This window comes from Azonexus sp. IMCC34842, assembly GCF_050368855.1.
Taxonomy (GTDB): Bacteria; Pseudomonadota; Gammaproteobacteria; order Burkholderiales; family Rhodocyclaceae; genus Azonexus; species Azonexus denitrificans_A.
Genome location: NZ_CP178449.1, coordinates 318,402 through 335,580, shown reverse-complemented (window position 1 = coordinate 335,580; position 17,179 = coordinate 318,402). Strand labels below are relative to the sequence as shown.

At 60.3% G+C, this 17,179-nt stretch carries 22 protein-coding genes and 1 pseudogene; 2 read left to right on the top strand and 21 right to left on the bottom strand.

Features of this window, described 5'->3' with window-relative positions; all coding sequences use genetic code 11:
• Positions 1–43: 43 nt before the first annotated feature.
• The 8 genes from tatA to hisB are packed head-to-tail and all read right to left on the bottom strand — an operon-like array spanning position 44 to position 4,103.
• A complete protein-coding gene (gene tatA / locus ACLIKD_RS01625; RefSeq protein WP_226418580.1) occupies positions 44–274 on the bottom strand; it encodes a Sec-independent protein translocase subunit TatA in 231 nt (76 codons plus the stop codon).
• A 9-nt stretch (positions 275–283) separates the two neighbouring features.
• Positions 284–634 carry a histidine triad nucleotide-binding protein gene (locus tag ACLIKD_RS01620; RefSeq protein ID WP_428826899.1) on the bottom strand — a complete coding sequence of 117 codons (351 nt, stop codon included), beginning with the start codon at positions 632–634 and terminating at the stop codon, positions 284–286.
• Positions 631–957 (bottom strand): phosphoribosyl-ATP diphosphatase, encoded by a 327-nt coding sequence (locus ACLIKD_RS01615; protein ID WP_226418578.1) that lies wholly within the window; start codon positions 955–957, stop codon positions 631–633. The genes ACLIKD_RS01620 and ACLIKD_RS01615 overlap by 4 nt, the downstream gene beginning before the upstream one ends.
• Positions 954–1,355, bottom strand: coding sequence for a phosphoribosyl-AMP cyclohydrolase (gene hisI / locus ACLIKD_RS01610; protein WP_428826898.1), 402 nt, complete (start codon positions 1,353–1,355; stop codon positions 954–956). The genes ACLIKD_RS01615 and hisI overlap by 4 nt, the downstream gene beginning before the upstream one ends.
• Positions 1,352–2,110, bottom strand: coding sequence for an imidazole glycerol phosphate synthase subunit HisF (gene hisF, locus ACLIKD_RS01605; RefSeq protein WP_226460685.1), 759 nt, complete (start codon positions 2,108–2,110; stop codon positions 1,352–1,354). The genes hisI and hisF overlap by 4 nt, the downstream gene beginning before the upstream one ends.
• The gene (hisA, locus tag ACLIKD_RS01600; RefSeq protein ID WP_226442536.1) at positions 2,110–2,850 is read right to left on the bottom strand and encodes a 1-(5-phosphoribosyl)-5-[(5-phosphoribosylamino)methylideneamino]imidazole-4-carboxamide isomerase; all 741 of its coding nucleotides are present in this window, start codon (positions 2,848–2,850) and stop codon (positions 2,110–2,112) included. The genes hisF and hisA overlap by 1 nt, the downstream gene beginning before the upstream one ends.
• Before the next feature lie 36 nt (positions 2,851–2,886).
• Entirely contained in the window at positions 2,887–3,492 is a 606-nt protein-coding gene (gene hisH / locus ACLIKD_RS01595; RefSeq protein ID WP_428828367.1) for an imidazole glycerol phosphate synthase subunit HisH, read from the bottom strand.
• Between the two features lie 23 nt (positions 3,493–3,515).
• Positions 3,516–4,103 carry an imidazoleglycerol-phosphate dehydratase HisB gene (gene hisB / locus ACLIKD_RS01590; protein ID WP_428826897.1) on the bottom strand — a complete coding sequence of 196 codons (588 nt, stop codon included), beginning with the start codon at positions 4,101–4,103 and terminating at the stop codon, positions 3,516–3,518.
• 79 nt (positions 4,104–4,182) lie between these two features.
• Here hisB and hisC point away from each other — a divergent pair, with 79 nt between their 5' ends.
• Positions 4,183–5,250, top strand: a complete 1,068-nt coding sequence (gene hisC / locus ACLIKD_RS01585; RefSeq protein WP_428826896.1) for a histidinol-phosphate transaminase — start codon at positions 4,183–4,185, stop codon at positions 5,248–5,250.
• Positions 5,251–5,257: 7 nt separating this feature from the next.
• The gene (locus ACLIKD_RS01580) at positions 5,258–5,464 is read left to right on the top strand and encodes a hypothetical protein (RefSeq protein WP_226418571.1); all 207 of its coding nucleotides are present in this window, start codon (positions 5,258–5,260) and stop codon (positions 5,462–5,464) included.
• Positions 5,465–5,499: 35 nt separating this feature from the next.
• Here the strand turns inward: ACLIKD_RS01580 and ACLIKD_RS01575 are convergent, their stop codons facing one another.
• The 13 genes and pseudogenes from ACLIKD_RS01575 to ACLIKD_RS01515 all read right to left on the bottom strand — a co-directional run bounded on the left by ACLIKD_RS01575 (position 5,500) and on the right by ACLIKD_RS01515 (position 17,178).
• Positions 5,500–6,021: a chromate transporter gene (locus tag ACLIKD_RS01575; RefSeq protein ID WP_428826895.1), complete on the bottom strand. Its 522-nt coding sequence runs from the start codon at positions 6,019–6,021 to the stop codon at positions 5,500–5,502.
• Positions 6,018–6,527, bottom strand: a complete 510-nt coding sequence (locus tag ACLIKD_RS01570) for a chromate transporter (RefSeq protein ID WP_226418569.1) — start codon at positions 6,525–6,527, stop codon at positions 6,018–6,020. The genes ACLIKD_RS01575 and ACLIKD_RS01570 overlap by 4 nt, the downstream gene beginning before the upstream one ends.
• Positions 6,528–6,594: 67 nt before the next feature.
• Positions 6,595–7,896, bottom strand: coding sequence for a histidinol dehydrogenase (gene hisD / locus ACLIKD_RS01565; protein WP_428826894.1), 1,302 nt, complete (start codon positions 7,894–7,896; stop codon positions 6,595–6,597).
• 5 nt (positions 7,897–7,901) lie between these two features.
• The gene (gene hisG / locus ACLIKD_RS01560) at positions 7,902–8,546 is read right to left on the bottom strand and encodes an ATP phosphoribosyltransferase (protein ID WP_226418567.1); all 645 of its coding nucleotides are present in this window, start codon (positions 8,544–8,546) and stop codon (positions 7,902–7,904) included.
• Positions 8,547–8,643: 97 nt separating this feature from the next.
• Positions 8,644–11,823, bottom strand: coding sequence for an EAL domain-containing protein (locus ACLIKD_RS01555; RefSeq protein ID WP_428826893.1), 3,180 nt, complete (start codon positions 11,821–11,823; stop codon positions 8,644–8,646).
• Between the two features lie 23 nt (positions 11,824–11,846).
• Complete coding sequence (locus ACLIKD_RS01550; protein WP_428826892.1) at positions 11,847–12,686, bottom strand: phosphate/phosphite/phosphonate ABC transporter substrate-binding protein; 840 nt, start codon at positions 12,684–12,686, stop codon at positions 11,847–11,849.
• Between the two features lie 185 nt (positions 12,687–12,871).
• Complete coding sequence (locus tag ACLIKD_RS01545; protein ID WP_226418564.1) at positions 12,872–13,078, bottom strand: cold-shock protein; 207 nt, start codon at positions 13,076–13,078, stop codon at positions 12,872–12,874.
• A 224-nt stretch (positions 13,079–13,302) separates the two neighbouring features.
• Complete coding sequence (murA, locus tag ACLIKD_RS01540) at positions 13,303–14,556, bottom strand: UDP-N-acetylglucosamine 1-carboxyvinyltransferase (protein ID WP_428826891.1); 1,254 nt, start codon at positions 14,554–14,556, stop codon at positions 13,303–13,305.
• Positions 14,549–14,791: a BolA family protein gene (locus ACLIKD_RS01535; protein WP_428826890.1), complete on the bottom strand. Its 243-nt coding sequence runs from the start codon at positions 14,789–14,791 to the stop codon at positions 14,549–14,551. The genes murA and ACLIKD_RS01535 overlap by 8 nt, the downstream gene beginning before the upstream one ends.
• A 4-nt stretch (positions 14,792–14,795) precedes the next feature.
• Positions 14,796–15,548: an ABC transporter permease gene (locus ACLIKD_RS01530; RefSeq protein WP_428826889.1), complete on the bottom strand. Its 753-nt coding sequence runs from the start codon at positions 15,546–15,548 to the stop codon at positions 14,796–14,798.
• Between the two features lie 53 nt (positions 15,549–15,601).
• A pseudogene (locus ACLIKD_RS01525) lies at positions 15,602–16,264 on the bottom strand (ABC transporter ATP-binding protein); the annotation flags it as partial.
• A 9-nt stretch (positions 16,265–16,273) separates the two neighbouring features.
• Positions 16,274–16,555: an STAS domain-containing protein gene (locus ACLIKD_RS01520; protein WP_226418560.1), complete on the bottom strand. Its 282-nt coding sequence runs from the start codon at positions 16,553–16,555 to the stop codon at positions 16,274–16,276.
• Complete coding sequence (locus tag ACLIKD_RS01515) at positions 16,552–17,178, bottom strand: MlaC/ttg2D family ABC transporter substrate-binding protein (RefSeq protein ID WP_428826888.1); 627 nt, start codon at positions 17,176–17,178, stop codon at positions 16,552–16,554. The genes ACLIKD_RS01520 and ACLIKD_RS01515 overlap by 4 nt, the downstream gene beginning before the upstream one ends.
• Between the last annotated feature and the right edge of the window lies 1 nt (position 17,179).

The following is a 17,179-nucleotide window of genomic DNA, read 5'->3' as shown; positions in this document are numbered from 1 at the left end:
GATACTTTGCTGGCGAGCGGGATCAGCCCGCCGTCCGTGAGGACTAGGATTTTGTTTTTTCCTTGACTTCGACATCGATGGTCTGGCCATTGACCTGCTGGGTCGGCGCGGCTTCAGCCGGCTTGCCATCAGCGTTGGCTTCCTTCATCCCATCCTTGAAACCCTTGACCGCGCCGCCGAGATCCTGACCGACGTTACGCAACTTCTTGGTACCAAAAACCAGCATCACGATGACCAGAACGATCAACCAGTGCCAAATGGAAAAACTGCCCATGATTGTCTCCTAGAGGCGTTTCAGCATGGGGCCGACCGGGTCCGGTCCGCCCACGATATGTATATGCAGATGCGGCACTTCCTGCTGCCCCACCCGTCCAGTATTGATGATGACACGAAAGCCGTCGGCGCTGCCCTGCGCCGACGCGATTTCGTTGGCCTTCGCCAACATCTTGCCGAGCACCGGCGTATCGCCGGCCGTTGCGGTGGCCAGCGAGGTAATGTGTTTTTTCGGGATCAACAACACATGCACCGGCCGCGCCGGGTTGATGTCGTTGAAAGCGAGAATATCCTCGTCTTCGTAGACTTTCTGGGCCGGAATCTTGCCATCGACAATCTTGCAGAAAATGCAGTCGCTCACTTGGTGCCTCGTGCCGCCTTTTCGTCGATACCGGAAATACCTTCACGGCGCCGCATTTCCTGCGAGACATCCTCGATGCTCAAACCATAGAAGGCGAGCAGGACCAGCACGTGGTAAATCACGTCGGTCGACTCCCAGACGATATTCAGGCGTTTGCCATCCTTGGCGGCCATGATCAGTTCGGCACATTCCTCGCCGATCTTCTTCAGGATGGAATCCGGACCTTCGGAAAACAATTTGGCGGTGTAAGACTTTTCCGGATCCGCGTTGCGGCGAGAAGCCAACGTCTCGGAGAGACGGTGCAGGATGTCATGCGTGCTCATTTTGCGTAGATTTCCTTAGGGTCTTTCAAAACCGGATCGACGGGAACCCATCGTTCCGCCTGTAATTCATTGAAGAAGCAGCTTACCCGTCCTGTATGACAGGAAATGTTACCGACCTGTTCAATCGATAGCAGCAGCACATCGCCGTCGCAATCGGTGCGAATCGACTTCACTTTCTGGAAGAAGCCCGACTCCTCGCCCTTGCGCCAGAGCCGCTGGCGCGAACGCGACCAGTATACCGCGCTACCCGACCGGACCGTTTCCTGCAGCGACTCGCGATTCATGAAGGCGAACATCACGACGCGCCCGCTCTCGTCCTGGGCAATCGCCGGGATCATGCCATCGGCGTCCCACTTGAGTGCCGCCAGCCAGGGCAACGCGTTGTCGAGATCGCTCACAGGCGAACCTCGATACCGCGCCCGGCCATGTACTCCTTGGCCTGGCGCACGGTGTATTCGCCGAAATGGAAGATGGAAGCAGCAAGCACAGCATCGGCGCGACCTTCGGTGACGCCGTCGGCCAGGTGCTGCAGGTTGCCGACCCCGCCCGAGGCGATTACCGGAATCTTCACGGCATCAGAAACGGCGCGGGTCAGCGCCAGATCGAAACCGTTCTTGGTGCCGTCACGATCCATGCTGGTAAGCAGGATTTCGCCGGCGCCGAGCATTTCGACCCGTTTTGCCCAGTCGACCGCATCGAGGCCGGTATTGTTGCGACCACCATGCGTAAACACCTGCCACTGGCCGGGAGCCGTCTGCTTGGCATCAATCGCCACGACGATGCACTGCGAACCAACCTTGCTCGACGCATTGAAGACGAGATCCGGATCATTGACCGCAGCGGTGTTCATCGAGACCTTGTCGGCCCCGGCATTGAGCAGGCGACGCACATCCTCGACCTTGCGCACGCCGCCACCGACGGTAAGCGGAATGAAAACCTGCTCGGCGCAGGCTTCGATGATGTGCAGAATGATGTCGCGCTGGTCGCTGGACGCCGTGATATCGAGAAAAGTCACCTCGTCGGCGCCCTGCTCGTTGTAGCGGCGAGCGATCTCGATCGGATCGCCGGCATCGCGTAGCCCAACGAAATTGGTCCCCTTGACGACACGGCCAGCCGTGACGTCAAGACAGGGAATGATGCGCTTGGCGAGCATCAGGCGCCCAACTCGTCGGCCAGCGCCTGCGCTGCCTTGAAGTCGAGGGAACCGTCGTACACGGCACGCCCGGCGATGGTACCGACCACGCCTTCCTTTTCGACAGCGCACAGCGCCTTGATGTCGTCGAGGTTGGACAGGCCACCGGAAGCGATGACCGGAATGGTCAGCGCCTGGGCAAGACGCACTGTGGCTTCGATATTGAGACCGGAAAGCATGCCGTCGCGACCGATGTCGGTATAGATGATGGACTCGACACCGTAATCCTCGTACTTCTTGCCGAGATCGACGACGTCATGACCGGTCAGCTTCGACCAGCCGTCGGTCGCCACCTTGCCGTCCTTGGCGTCGAGACCGACGATGATGTGACCGGGGAAGGCAACGCAGGCATCGTGCAGGAAGCCGGGATTCTTGACCGCGGCGGTACCGATGATGACGTAGCTCAGGCCGGCATCGAGGCAGCGCTCGATGGTATCGAGATCGCGAATGCCGCCGCCCAGCTGGACCGGGATTTCATCGCCGACTTCAGCCAGGATCGCCTTGATCGCCACCTGGTTCTTCGGCTTGCCGGCAAAGGCGCCGTCCAGGTCGACCAGATGCAAACGACGGGCGCCCTGTTCCAGCCAGTGACGGGCCTGTTCGGCCGGACTGTCGGAGAAGACGGTGGCCTGTTCCATCAGGCCTTGCTTGAGACGGACACATTGGCCGTCCTTCAGGTCAATCGCGGGAATAATCAGCATGGGATATCAGAAGAAGGGAAGGCAACAGGAGGCGTCTCAGGGGCGCCACTCAACAAAGTTTTGCAGTAACCGCAAGCCGTCGTGGGCGCTTTTCTCGGGGTGGAACTGAACCGCGAAGATATTATCCCGGCCCACCGCACAGGTAAAGGGGACACCATAATCGCAAGTTCCCATCACCAGCGCCGGATCGGCCGGTTCGACGAAGTAGCTGTGCACGAAATAGAAGCGGGCGCCGTCGGCGATACCATGCCACAGCGCGTGCGGTGTCTGGCGCACCTCGTTCCAGCCCATGTGCGGCACCTTCAGACGCTCGCCGCTCGGCAGGTACATCTTGGCATCGGGGAAACGTTTGACATTGCCCGGGAACACGCCCAGCGCCGGCACATTGCCCTCGTCACTATGTTCGAAGAGCATCTGCTCGCCGACACAAATACCGAGGAAAGGCTTGTCCCTGGCGGCAGCCAGCACGGCAGCACGCAGGCCGCGGTCATCAAGTTCGCGCATGCAGTCGGGCATCGCGCCCTGACCGGGAAACACGACCCGCTCGGCAGCCGCCACAACAGCCGGATCGGCAGTCACGATAACCGGCTTGCCGCCGGCGACATGCTCCAGCGCCTTCGACACGGAGCGCAGATTGCCCATGCCGTAGTCGATAACGGCGATGCTCACAGCGAACCCTTCGTCGACGGCATGGCACCAGCCATGCGCTCGTCAGGCGTCACCGCCATGCGCAGGGCGCGACCGAAGGCCTTGAAGATGGTCTCGGCCTGGTGGTGGGCGTTCTTGCCGCGCAAGTTGTCGATGTGCAGCGTCATGCCGGCGTGGTTGACTAGGCCGTGAAAGAATTCGGAAATCAGATCGACGTCGAACTGACCGATCACGGCGCGCGTGAATTCGCAGTTGAGTTCCAGCCCCGGCCGGCCGGAGAGGTCGATGACGACACGCGACAGCGCCTCGTCGAGCGGCACGTAGCTGTGGCCGTAGCGGGTCAGCCCCTTCTTGTCGCCCCAGGCCTTGGCCAGCGCCTGACCGAAGGTGATGCCGATATCCTCGACCGTGTGATGCGCATCGATGTGCAGATCGCCCTTGGCCTCGATGTCGAGATCGATCAGGCCGTGCCGGGCAATCTGGTCGAGCATGTGATCGAGGAAAGGCACGCCGGTGGCGAACTTGCCCTGACCGGTGCCATCGAGATCGAGACGCACGGTAATCTGCGTCTCCAACGTGTTGCGAGTGATTTCGGCTTGCCGCATGGGTAATGGCTGAGAAGGCGTTGGAACGGAGGGGCATGATACCATTTCACCCTACTTTTACGCTTTCCGTGAAAACCCCATGAGTCGCTTCTGGAGCCGGGTCGTCCGCGACCTCACCCCCTACGTACCGGGCGAGCAGCCCAAGCTGGCCAAGCTGATCAAGCTCAACACCAACGAGAACCCCTTCCCGCCCTCGCCCAAGGTGCTGGCGGCGATCCAGGCGGAGCTCGACGGCGACGGCGCGCGGCTGCGCCTTTATCCCGACCCGAATGCCGATATATTGAAAGCGGCGATCGCCCGCCGGCTTGCGGTGACAACGGCAGAGGTTTTCCTCGGCAACGGTTCGGACGAGGTGCTCGCCCATATCTTCATGGCCTTGCTCAAGCACGAACAGCCGATCCTGTTCCCGGACATCACTTACAGCTTCTACCCGGTGTATTGCGGCCTGTATGGCGTGGACTACCGCAGCGTGCCGCTGGCCGACGACTTTTCGATCAACCCGGCCGATTACGTGCAACCGAACGGCGGCATCATTTTCCCCAATCCGAACGCCCCGACCGGTCGTCTGCTGCCCCTCGCCGCCGTTGAACAAATACTGCAGGCCAACCCGGATTCGGTCGTCGTCGTCGATGAAGCCTATGTCGATTTCGGCGGCGACAGCGCCATTTCGCTGGTCGATCGCTACGACAATCTGCTGGTCGTCCACACGCTGTCCAAGTCCCGCTCGCTGGCCGGCCTGCGCGTCGGTTTCGCGGTCGGCCACCCGGCGCTGATCGAGGCATTGGAGCGGGTCAAGAACAGTTTCAATTCCTACCCGCTGGATCGCCTGGCGATTGTCGGCGCCGTCGCCGCGCTGGACGATACCGAACACTTCGAACGGACTCGCCGCGCCGTTATGGCCACCCGCGAGACGCTGACCACGGCACTCACCGAGCAGGGTTTCGAGGTGCTGCCGTCGGCCGCCAATTTCATCTTCGCCCGCCATCCGCAACACGATGCGGCACAACTGGCCCTGGCGCTGCGCGAAAGAAGCATCATCGTCCGCCACTTCAAGCTGCCGCGCATCGACCAGTTCCTGCGCATTACCGTCGGCACCGACGCTGAATGCCAGGCCCTGAGCGAAGCGTTGCAACAGATCACCGCCTGAACGACAAATGGACACTATCTGGAAACGCCCGGACGGCAGCATCGTCGCCTGTACCGAGAAGATCAAGGTGCTGCGGGAAAACCTCGAAGAACTGCGTCAGATGGCGCAGGATGCCTTCGAGGATGCCCTGCTGATGGAGTGCGAGGAAAACCAGATCCGGGCGGTTTTCCAGGAAGTCGTCAGCCAGCTGAAAAACCCCTACGCTACGCCGTAAGGCCAGGCTGCGGCAAAGCCCGCAACAGGGCTAAATCAAACCAGCCCGAGCAAGCCGGCGATTGCCCCCAGCCCGATGAACCACAAGGGGTGCAACTTCGTGCGCAAATTGGCGAGCACCGTCGCCGCGACCAGCCCCCAGGCCACCCAGCCCAGGCCAGCGGATTGGCCGATCAGCGTTGCCCCGGAAAAAATCAAACCGACGGCCAGCGGCGCAACGCCGATCTGCACGGCCCGCTGCCAGCGCCGGCCCGAAAAACTTTCCCAGCGGTCGATCAGCAGATAGATCGCGATACTCATTGGCAAACACATGGCCAGCGTGGCCGCCAGGGCGCCGGCCAGGCCGGCGACCTGCCAGCCGATCAAGGTGACGACCAGGACATTCGGCCCCGGCGCGGCCTGGGCGATGGCGTAGAGATGGGTGAAAGTCGCGTCGTCCAGCCAGTGATGGTTGTCGACCACGACGCGGTGCATTTCGGGCAGCAACGCCGTCGCGCCGCCGAAGGCGACGAAGGAGAGCAGAGTGAATTCGAGGAAAAGTTCGAGGATGGCGCTCAACGTCGTCCCAGTCGCCAGAAAGCCAGCCCGCCGGACAGCGCAAGGCCGGACAGCATGACCCACAACATCGGCCAGCGCAGCCAGGCAATGGCGGCAACCACCATGACGGTAAAGGGAAGAAAGGCCAGCTTGTCCTTGATCGCCATGCCCATGCGCCAGGCCATCGCGAAGAGCAGGCCGGCACCCACCGCCGCGATGCCGCGCAACATCGACTGGACCAGCGGCAAGCTGCCGTAGGCGTCGTACAACAACGCGAGGAGCAAGACGACAGCGACCGGCCCGGCGAGCAGACCGACCGGCGCGACGATGGCACCAGCCAGACCTTGGTAGCGTTTGCCGACGATCACCGCCAGATTGACCACATTGGGTCCGGGCAAGAACTGGCAGAGACCGAGTTGGGCGTTGAACTCTTCCGGCGACATCCAGCGCCGCTCCTCGACCAGCATGCGCCGGGCAAAGGGCAGAACGCCGCCGAAGCCGGACAGGCCAACCGCGGAAAATCCCAAAAAAAGCGCCCGGAGGTCCGGGCGGCTTGGGGATTCAGGCAATGCTGCGTTCAAGGTCGTTGCCGGCTCAGTTGTCCAGCCGGAATTCGGCCGACTTGGCATGGGCCGGCAGGCCTTCGCCGTGCGCCAGCGTCGAGGCGATGCGCCCTAGCGTCTGGGCGCCGGCCCTCGAGACCTTGATCAGGCTGGTCCGTTTCTGGAAGTCATAGACACCGAGCGGCGACGAGAAGCGCGCGCTGCCGGAAGTCGGCAGCACGTGGTTCGGGCCGGCACAATAGTCGCCCAGCGATTCGGAGGTGTAGTGACCAATGAAAATGGCGCCGGCGTGATGGATCTTGCCAACCCACGGATCGGGGTCGGCCAGGGCCAGTTCGAGGTGTTCCGGCGCGACGCGATTGGCGATGGCGCAGGCTTCTTCGAGATCGCGGACATGGATCAGCGCGCCACGGTCGGTCAGCGACTGGCGAATGACGGCCTGGCGCGGCATGGTCGGCAACAGCTTTTCGATGCTGGCCTGAACGCGCTCGATGAAAGCGGCGTCGGTGCAGATCAGGATCGACTGGGCCAGCTCGTCATGCTCGGCCTGCGAAAAGAGGTCCATCACCACCCAGTCCGGGTCGCTGCTGCCATCCGAGACGACCAGGATTTCCGAGGGGCCGGCCACCATGTCGATGCCGACGATGCCGAAGACGCGCCGCTTGGCGCAGGCGACATAGGCATTACCCGGCCCGACGATCTTGTCGACCTGCGGCACGCTCTGTGTCCCGAAGGCCAGCGCGCCGACTGCCTGTGCGCCGCCGATCGTGAACACGCGGTCGACACCGGCCAGACAGGCCGCCGCCAGGACCAGCGCATTATGTTCGCCGCCCGGAGTCGGGACGACCATGATCAGTTCCTTGACACCGGCCACCTTGGCCGGAATCGCATTCATCAGCACCGACGACGGGTAAGCCGCCTTGCCGCCCGGCACATAGAGACCGACGCGATTGAGCGGGGTGATCATCTGACCGAGCATGGTGCCGTCGGCTTCGGTATAGGACCAACCTTCCAGGCGCTGCTTTTCGTGATAAACGCGAACGCGCTGCGCCGCCGCCTCCAGGGCCTGCCGCTGCTCGCCCGGCAAGCCGTCGAGCGCCTTGCGCATTTCGTCCTGGGACAATTCGAGATCGGCCATGCCGGCCACCGTCAGACGGTCGAAACGGTTGGTGTACTCGACGACCGCCGCATCGCCCCGCGCCTTGACGTCGGCCAGGATGCCGATGACGGTACGTTCGATGCTGTCATCCTGCGCCGTCTCGAAAGCCAGCAGCGCATCCATTTTTGCCGTGAAATCGGCGTCGACCGTAGCCAATCGTTTGATCGCGACCATAGGGATTACTTCTCCACCGCCCGGGCAAAGGCGTCAATGATGGGTTGCAGGGTTTCACGCTTGACCTTCAGCGAAGCCTGATTGACGACCAGGCGCGAGGAAATCGCCATGATGTCTTCGACCGCCACCAGCTTGTTGGCCTTCAATGTCCCGCCGGTGGACACCAGGTCGACGATGGCATCGGCCAGTCCGGCCAGCGGTGCCAGTTCCATCGAACCGTAAAGCTTGATCAGATCGATATGGACACCTTTGGCGGCGAAGTGTTCCCGCGCCATCTTGGTGTATTTGCTCGCCACCTTCAGGCGATTGCCCTGGCGGACGGCGCTGGCGTAATCGAAGCCTTCCGGCACGGCAACCATCATCCGGCATTTGGCGATATTCAGGTCGAGCGGCGAATACAGCCCCTCGCCGCCATGCTCGATCAGCACATCCTTGCCGGCGACGCCGAGATCGGCCGCGCCGTACTGGACATAGGTCGGGACATCGGTGGCGCGGACGATGACGACGCGCACATCCGGCTTGTTGGTCTCGATGATCAGCTTGCGCGAGGTTTCCGGGTTTTCGCTCGGGACAATGCCGGCAGCAGCCAGCAGCGGCAAGGTTTCGTCGAAGATGCGGCCCTTCGAAAGGGCGATGGTGATGGTGCTCACGGGATGCAGCCTGAAGACAAAGACCGGATTTTACCGCAAGGCCGCCACGAAGCGGCTGGCCATGCCACCAAACCGCCCGGAATGACACACAGCAATGCTAGGTCAAGACACTCGCCGAAACGCGCTCGGCGGCAACCTCGATCTGTAATTTGCGCAGGCACCCAAGTAGCCTGTCGCGCAACCCTTCCAGCTCGGGCACCAGAAGCGTCGCCTCGGCGGCCCGACCGGCATCGATCAAGCCAACTATGGTGCCGCCCAGGCGGTGCACCTCGCCATGCACCGGAGCCAGCGCGGCAAAACTCGGGAAGGCTGCATAACGGGCCACCCCTTGCGTACTCAGCCAATGTCCGAAACGACAGCGATCGGTAGATAGTGTGGGTCGATCAAGCGCCCTTGCCGGGTTCTGCAGGCAGGCGATCAGCTGTTCGACCCAGTGGCGATGATCGAGATCGGCAAACAACAGCGGCAAATCGTCCTGCGGCCAGAGAGTGCGGCCGGCCGCCAGCCACATCGGATCCGGGCGCCAGGTCGCAAACCATTCGAGGACAGCCGCCGCCGGCATCGGATGGGCAATCGCGTAGCCCTGCGCCAAAGTGCAACCGAGGTGAATCAGCATCACCCCTTGCTCGGGCAGTTCGACGCCCTCGGCGACCGGAGTACGGCGGAAAGCCCGGGTCAGGCCGATGATGCCTTCGATAATCGCCAGATATTCGGGATCGGTCAGCATTTCGTGGACAAAAGACTGGTCAATCTTCAAAACGTCGGCCGGCAAGCGCTTGAAGTAAGTCAGCGAGGAATAGCCAGTACCGAAATCGTCGATGGCAAAACTCACACCGAGTTGCTGGCAAGCCTTCATCACCGCCGAAACCGCCTCGATATCCATCAGTGCGACGGTTTCCAGCACTTCCAGCTCAAGGGCTTGGCGCGGCAGTTCGGGATGCGCCCGGAGAAGACCGGCCAGGTGCTCGACGAAGCCCGGCGATTCAAGATGCCGGGGTGAAATATTGACACTGACCGACCAGTCATGTCCGGCGGCCCGCCAGCGACCAAGCTCATCAAGCGCTTCGGCGAGCACCCATTCGCCGAGCGGAACGGCGATGTCACTGGCCTCGACCAGCGGCACGAAATCAGCCGGCAAAACCAGTCCGCGCTCCGGATCTTCCCAGCGAACCAGAGCCTCAAAGCCGACGACGGCGCCGGTCGCCAGCCTGACTTTCGGCTGGTAGTAAAGCTCGAACTCACCATCCTGCAGGGCCGACTCGACGCGGTTCAGCAAACCGCGATGGTTCCTGGCCAGGCGATCATGCTCCGGGTCAAAGAGGTAGTAGCGGTTCTTGCCCGCCTCCTTGGCAACGTACATCGCCTGATCGGCGTGTCGTAGCAAGGCATCCGGATCGCCATCGTCATCGGGGAAGATGGTCACCCCGATACTGGCCGATATCTGCATACTCTGCCCGTCGACCACGACCTGTTCGCTCAGGGCGCGCAACAGCCGGACCAGCGCCCGCTCGCATTCCTCGACCGAGCCGATGTCGGCCATCAGCAGGACGAATTCGTCGCCCCCCAGACGGGCCACCGAATCGCCACCGCGAATGCTCTGCTGCAAGCGACGGGCAATTTCGACCAGCAGGCGATCGCCGGCGTGGTGACCAAAATTGTCATTGACCATCTTGAAGCCGTCGAGATCGAGATAGGCCACCGCCAACAGGTTGCCACTGCGCCGTGCCTGGGCGATGGCGACATTCATCCGGTCGGCCAGCAACACCCGGTTCGGCAAGCCGGTCAGGGCGTCGTAATGGGCGATCTGTTCGAGCTGGCGCTGCTGCTCCTTGATCTGGCTGATATCGATGAAGGTTCCGATGTAACGGCTGATCTTGCCGGCATCGTCATGAACGCTGGAGATACTCAGGAATTCGGCGTAGACCTCGCCGCTCTTCCGGCGATTCCAGATTTCGCCCTGCCAGTGCCCTTGCTCGACCAGGCCATGCCACATCTCCTGGTAAAACGCGACATCCTGATACCCGGATTTGAGCAGGCTCGGATTTTTGCCCAAAACCTCCTCGCGGAGGTAGCCGGTAATTTCCGAAAATGCCGGATTGACGTCGAGAATAATCCCCTGGGGATCGGTAATCGTGATGCCTTCCCGGGCGTGGCCAAAGACACTGGCCGCCAGGCGCAGCCCCTCTTCGAGACGCCGACGCTCGGAAATATCGTGGATGACGGCGAAGAGCAACGTTCTGCCCTCATGCTCAATCGGCGAGGCATGCATTTCCACCGTACGCAACTCGCCGTTCGCCAGACGATGCTTGAAAAGCAGGCAGTTGCGCTCCTCGCGCACCGCCGCATCGATTTCATTGCGAACCAACTCCGACGACTGCAGCGAAATATCCTGGATGGAATGCTGGAGCAGCTCGCCCCGGGGGTACCCGTAGAAAACCTCGGCCGCAAAATTGGCGATCAGGATGCGGCCGCTGACCGGGTCGAGCAGCAGCATCACCGCCGCGTGCTTCTCGATCATCGAGCGAAAGCGCGACTCGCTTTCCGCCAGAGCCGCCTGCTTGTGATCGAGATCGTCCATCAGACTTTCGATACTGCTCGCCATCTGATTGAAGGAGCCGATCAGCGAACGCATTTCCGGACTGCCCTCGAGCCGGGCCCGCACCGTCCAGTTACCCTTGCCGAAACGGATGGCGGCCTGATTCAAACGGCGAACCGGGGTCAAACTGCGCGTCAGGACGAAAACGATCAGCAGCAGGTCGAGACAAAGCGCAACCAGCAGGATCTGCAACTGGGTGAGCAAATGAGCCCACAGACGCGCTTCCGCCGCCCGCGTGTTCATCACGATCCGGATCTGGCCGTAGCTGCGCCCGCCAACCAGTAGCCCCGCTTCGCGCTCGATCTCAGGCAAACCAAGCCAGCCACGAAACGCCGCCGGCACCGCCGGCGAAACTATCCGGCTGGCAGCCTGCAGCACATTGCCCCGCTCGTCGATCCAGGCCATCACATCAATCGACTCACGCTGCACGCGCCCATGCAAGAGCTGCCGCACCACACTGTAATCACCGATTACCACCGGCTCGGTCAACACCGCCCGCAGCAGGGCCAATTCGTTGTCCGCCTGCTCGATCAGGTCATGCTCGACCTGCTGAACGTTCTGCCGCAAGCTGGTGTATAGCAACGCGGCCCCGGCGATCAACAAAGCTATGCCGGTAATCAGCAACAGGCGAACGGTCAAAGTGAGGTGACGCCAGACCACGACAGGAAGGAAGCGGGACAAGATTAGCCTGGTTTCCGGATTGATTATTGTGGAGAACAGCCGTCGCAGTCGCGAACCAGCGTCGTCTTGTAGAAACGGCGATAGTTTTCGTAGTCGCGATCGCTGGCCGGCATGAAACCGAACGGTGGCTGTTGTTTGATGATCGCCGCGCTCTGAGCAAGAATTTCGGCGCCCACCGGATCGTCCCTCATCGCCAGAACAGCTGCCCGCACGGCCTTGACCTCGGCATCCGGCAAACGCGGATGGGCCGACAGTGGCCAGCTTTGGTATTTCTCCGAAGACCACAATACCCGATAGGCAAAACCTTCCCGTTCGGAAAATTCGCGCATGACCTGCGAGTGCACTGCCGCTGCCTCAATCCGGCCACTGACCAACTGCCCCATCACCCCTTCCTGGTTGCCGGCGAAATTCGCTTTGACATGCAGCCCGCGCCGGACGATTTCGTTCATCGGCACGGCATAGGCGATGAAGACCGAGCGCGAGGAGAAGCCAACCTCGGCGCCCTCGATATCGTTCAGTGTTTTCAGTTTCGAACCCTGCGCCACAACGATCTGGCCATGCACTGGTGGCCCGGCGAGACGGCCGATAACGCGGTAGCCAAGAAGTTGCGACGGCGGACTGAAGATAGTCCCGGAAACGACATAATCGACTTCACCGCGATTGATTGCCGCCACCGTCTCAGACTGCGAGCGGCCAACCGTCAGTTGCAGCGGAACCCCGCTCTTGCGGCTGAGATAATCGAGAATGGGGTTCCAGTACTGCGCTGTGAGAGTGGCGCTGCGCAGATTGATGACGGTAAAACTGCGCACTTCCCCTGCCCCCGCCATTTCGACCGCACTGCCGAAGAAAATCAGTGCAGCCACTGAGAAGCCAAGACATTTTTTCAACATGGCTGACATACACAAGAACTCCGGGGGCGCCGCAAAAACCGATGCTTCCATTGTAGCCGCGTTGACCGCGCGGCTTGGGCGATACAGCGGTGCGCAAGGGGCACCAAATGCAAAAAAGCCCGGAAAACCGGGCTTCTCTTGTTCAGGCTACGCAGAGCTTATTCAGCCGGGCGGATGTTTGCAGCCTGCTTGCCCTTCGGGCCGGTAACGATGTCGAACGTCACCTTCTGGTTTTCGGCCAGAGTCTTGAAACCGTTGCCTTGAATGGCAGAGAAGTGAGCGAAGAGATCTTCGCCGCCTTCAGACGGGGAGATAAAACCAAAACCTTTGGAGTCGTTGAACCACTTAACGGTACCATTTGCCATTTATAGCTTCCTTGGAAAAAATTAACAGGCTTTCGCCCAAAACAATAATACGAGAACCAAGACCGAGGAGCTGACAAACCGGAGTACGGCGCAGGAACAAAACACTGCCTGGAAATCCCGAAGCGTGGAGTATGGGCTACTGCTTCGATTATGGAAAGCATTTTTTAAAAATTTTTTTGCGGGTGACTGCAAAAAATGGGCCACCCGCAGCGAAATAACAGAACTCAATGAACTCGCTTGACCGAGGCGCCCAGTCTGGCCAGTTTTTCCTCGATCCGTTCGTATCCGCGATCAAGATGATAGATGCGATCGATCAGCGTCTCACCCTGGGCCACCAGACCGGCAATGACCAGCGAGGCCGAAGCACGCAGATCGGTCGCCATTACGGTTGCCCCTTCCAGACGGGCAACGCCGCGGACGACGGCATTGTTGCCTTCGATCTGGATATCGGCACCGAGCCGGACCAGTTCGCTGACATGCATGAAACGATTTTCGAAAATGGTTTCGCGAATAGTGGCAACTCCCTCAGCCACACTGTTGATTGCCATGAACTGGGCCTGCATATCGGTCGGGAAAGCCGGGTAAGGCGCCGTCCGCAAACTGACCGACTTCAGACGCCGGGGCGCCACCAGACGGATCGCATCGCGCTCAACGGTGATCTCGCAACCGGCATCCATCAACTTGTCGACCACGGTATCGAGATAGGCGGCAGAGGTTTTCAACAGACGAATGTCCCCACCGGTCGCCGCCGCCGCGCAGAGATAAGTGCCGGTCTCGATACGGTCGGGCATGATGGCGTGCGTCGCACCATGCAGTTTTTCGACCCCCTGGATACGGATGACGTCAGTTCCGGCACCGGAAATGCGCGCCCCCATGCTGACCAGGCAGTTCGCCAGATCGACCACTTCCGGTTCCCGTGCCGCATTTTCGATAACCGTCTCGCCGTCGGCCAGACAGGCGGCCATCATCAGATTCTCCGTCCCGGTCACCGTCACCATGTCGGTGCAGATGCGAGCGCCCTTCAACCGGCTGGCCTTGGCGTGAACATAACCCTGCTCGACCTTGATCTCGGCCCCCATGGCCTGCAGGCCCTTGATATGCTGGTCGACCGGCCGCGCGCCAATCGCACACCCCCCCGGTAGCGAAACCCGAGCCTCGCCACAGCGCGCGACCAATGGCCCGAGCACGAGAATCGAGGCGCGCATGGTCTTGACCATCTCGTAAGAAGCAACCGCATTATTCAGACCGCTGCCATCGAGAACCAGGCCATCAACGCCATCCATCGTGACACCGATACCCATGTCGCCGAGCAGACGCAACATCGTCGAAATATCATTGAGATGCGGCACATTGGTCAGATGCAATGGCTCGGCTGTCAGCAGCGAGGCGCAAAGGATCGGCAGTGCCGCATTCTTCGCACCGGAAATAGCAACCTCGCCGGAAAGGGCGTTGCCGCCTTGAATCAACAATTTATCCACGCTGCGCACTCCATTCTTCCGGGGTCAGGGTCTTGAAGGAAATAGCGTGCAATTCGCCGGTCGCCAGCTTTTCCTTGAGGGTTTGATAGACATGCTGCTGGCGCTGGACGCGACTTTTGCCGATGAATTCGGCGCTTACCACCAAGGCCTCGAAATGCTGGCCATCGCCATCGAGAGCGAGGTGTTCGCAGGCCATGCCGGCGAGAATGAGTTCTTTGATTTGATCAGGATGCATGGGTTCAGGTTCTTAATTTCCAGCCACGCTTGAGAAGGTTCAGCGTCAGCATTGAGACGGCGACAAAGCAGGCGAATACGACCCCGAGACTAAATTCGGGCGCAACATCGGAGACCCCGAAAAAGCCATAGCGGAAGCCGTCAATCATGTAAAAGACGGGATTGTAATGCGACACGCTCTGCCAGAATGCCGGTAATGTATAAATCGAATAGAAGACGCCGGAGAGCATGGTCAGCGGCATAATCAGGAAATTCTGGAAGGCGGCGAGCTGGTCGAACTTCTCCGACCAGATGCCGGCAATCATGCCAAGGGCGCCAAAAAGAGCCCCGCCAATAACCGCGAAGGTCAATATCCAGAGCGGCGCCACAACCTTCATTTCGGCAAACCAGACGGTGGCCAGCAACACCCCGGCACCAACCATCAAGCCGCGCGCCAAGGCTGCCAGCACGTAGGCCCCGAAAAACGCACTGTAGGGAAGCGGCGGCAACAGGACGAAGACGATGGACCCGGTAATCTTGGCCTGAATCAGACTGGACGAGGAATTGGCAAAGGCATTCTGCAACACCTGCATCATCACCAGGCCGGGGACCAGAAAGCTGGTATAGCGCACCCCGTGAACCTGGACGTGCTCATCCAGCACATGACCAAAGATCAGCAGGTAGAGCAGCGCCGTCAGCACCGGTGCGCCAACCGTCTGGAAGGCGACCTTCCAGAAACGCAGCAACTCCTTGTAGAACAGCGTCCAGAAACCAATCATTGGTTCATCGTCCGGATGAAGACATCTTCCAGCGTACCGCCAGGATGCGCCGCCATCAGGTTGGCCGTGGTATCGAGAGCGATGACCCGCCCCTGTTTCATCAGCGCGATGCGGCCGCACAGTGCTTCGGCTTCTTCGAGGTAATGCGTGGTGAGAATAATGGTATGGCCTTCGCTGTTCAGGCGGCGGATAAACTGCCACAGTCCCTGGCGCAGTTCGACATCGACCCCGGCCGTCGGTTCATCGAGCACGATGACCGGCGGCTTGTGCACCAGCGCCTGGGCGACCAGTACACGGCGCTTCATGCCACCGGACAAGCGCCGCATATTGACGTTGGCCTTGCTGGTCAGATCGAGATTTTCAAGGATTTCGTCGATCCACTCGTCGTTGTTGCGAATACCGAAATAACCCGACTGGATCTGCAGGGTTTCCCGCACATTGAAAAACGGATCGAAGACCAGTTCCTGCGGCACGACGCCGAGCAGTCGGCGGGCCTGACGAAAATCCTTGATTACGTCGTGACCCAGCACCTTCAATGAACCGGCATCCGGTCGGACCAATCCGGCCAGCGAAGAAATCAGCGTCGTCTTGCCGGCGCCGTTCTGGCCAAGCAGGCCGAAAAATTCTCCCTCACCAATCTCGAGCGAGACACCAGCCAGGGCTTGCAATGAACCAAAACTCTTGACGACGTCGACAATGGAAACGGCAGCAACCATAACTCCCCCTTAAGCCAGGGGAAGAAGTTCGGTGACGCCGTAGAGTTCAGCCAGCGAACGCACGCCGACCGGAATATGGGCAAAAGTGACGGTTGACTGTGACTGTTCTGCCGAGCGCAGCCAACCGAGCATCACCGCAATGGCTGACGAGTCGGCTTCGCTGACTTCCGAAAAATCGAAGATCTGCTCGCCGGCCCGTAAAGCAGAACGGCCTGCTTCGAGCAGGCCGCGCGCATTGGCCATCACCAGCGGCACCTTGACGACCAGGCGCCCGCCTTCGTTTTCGATCATTTTTTCTCGACCTTGACCAGATTGGTTTCCAGAGACTTGTTCTTGGCGGCCACCGTCGCAATCAGGCCATCCACGCCACCATTGCGAATTTCCTGAGTGAACTGCTCACGATAGTTGGTAACCAGGCTGATACCGGCCACCACCACATCGTAGACCTTCCAGCCGGACTCCTGCTTTTCCAGGCTGTAATCCAGTTGCACCGGCTTGCTACCCGGCTGCAGAACCTCAGTGCGAACCAGTACGTCGGTATCCCCAGCATTCATCTTGAACGGCTTGTAGACAATCTTCTGGTTCTTGTAGCTGGTCAAGGCATTGGAGTAGGTACGCACCAACAGCGTCTTGAACTCGGCCGTCAATTGCTGTTGCTGGTGCGGCGACGCTTTTCGCCATTCCTTGCCGACAGCCAGTGCCGTCATGTGCTGGAAATTGAAATGCGGCAGCACTTTTTTATCGACCAGTTCAATGGCCTTCTGCGTATTGCCGCCCTGAATATCCTTGTCCTTGCGAATGATCTCCAAGACATCTTCGGTCACATCGCGGATCAAGGCATCAGGCGCTTCCTGGGCGACAACAGAAGAAGCGGCAAAAGCGGCAAAAAGGAAGGCAAAAATCTTTTTCATCATG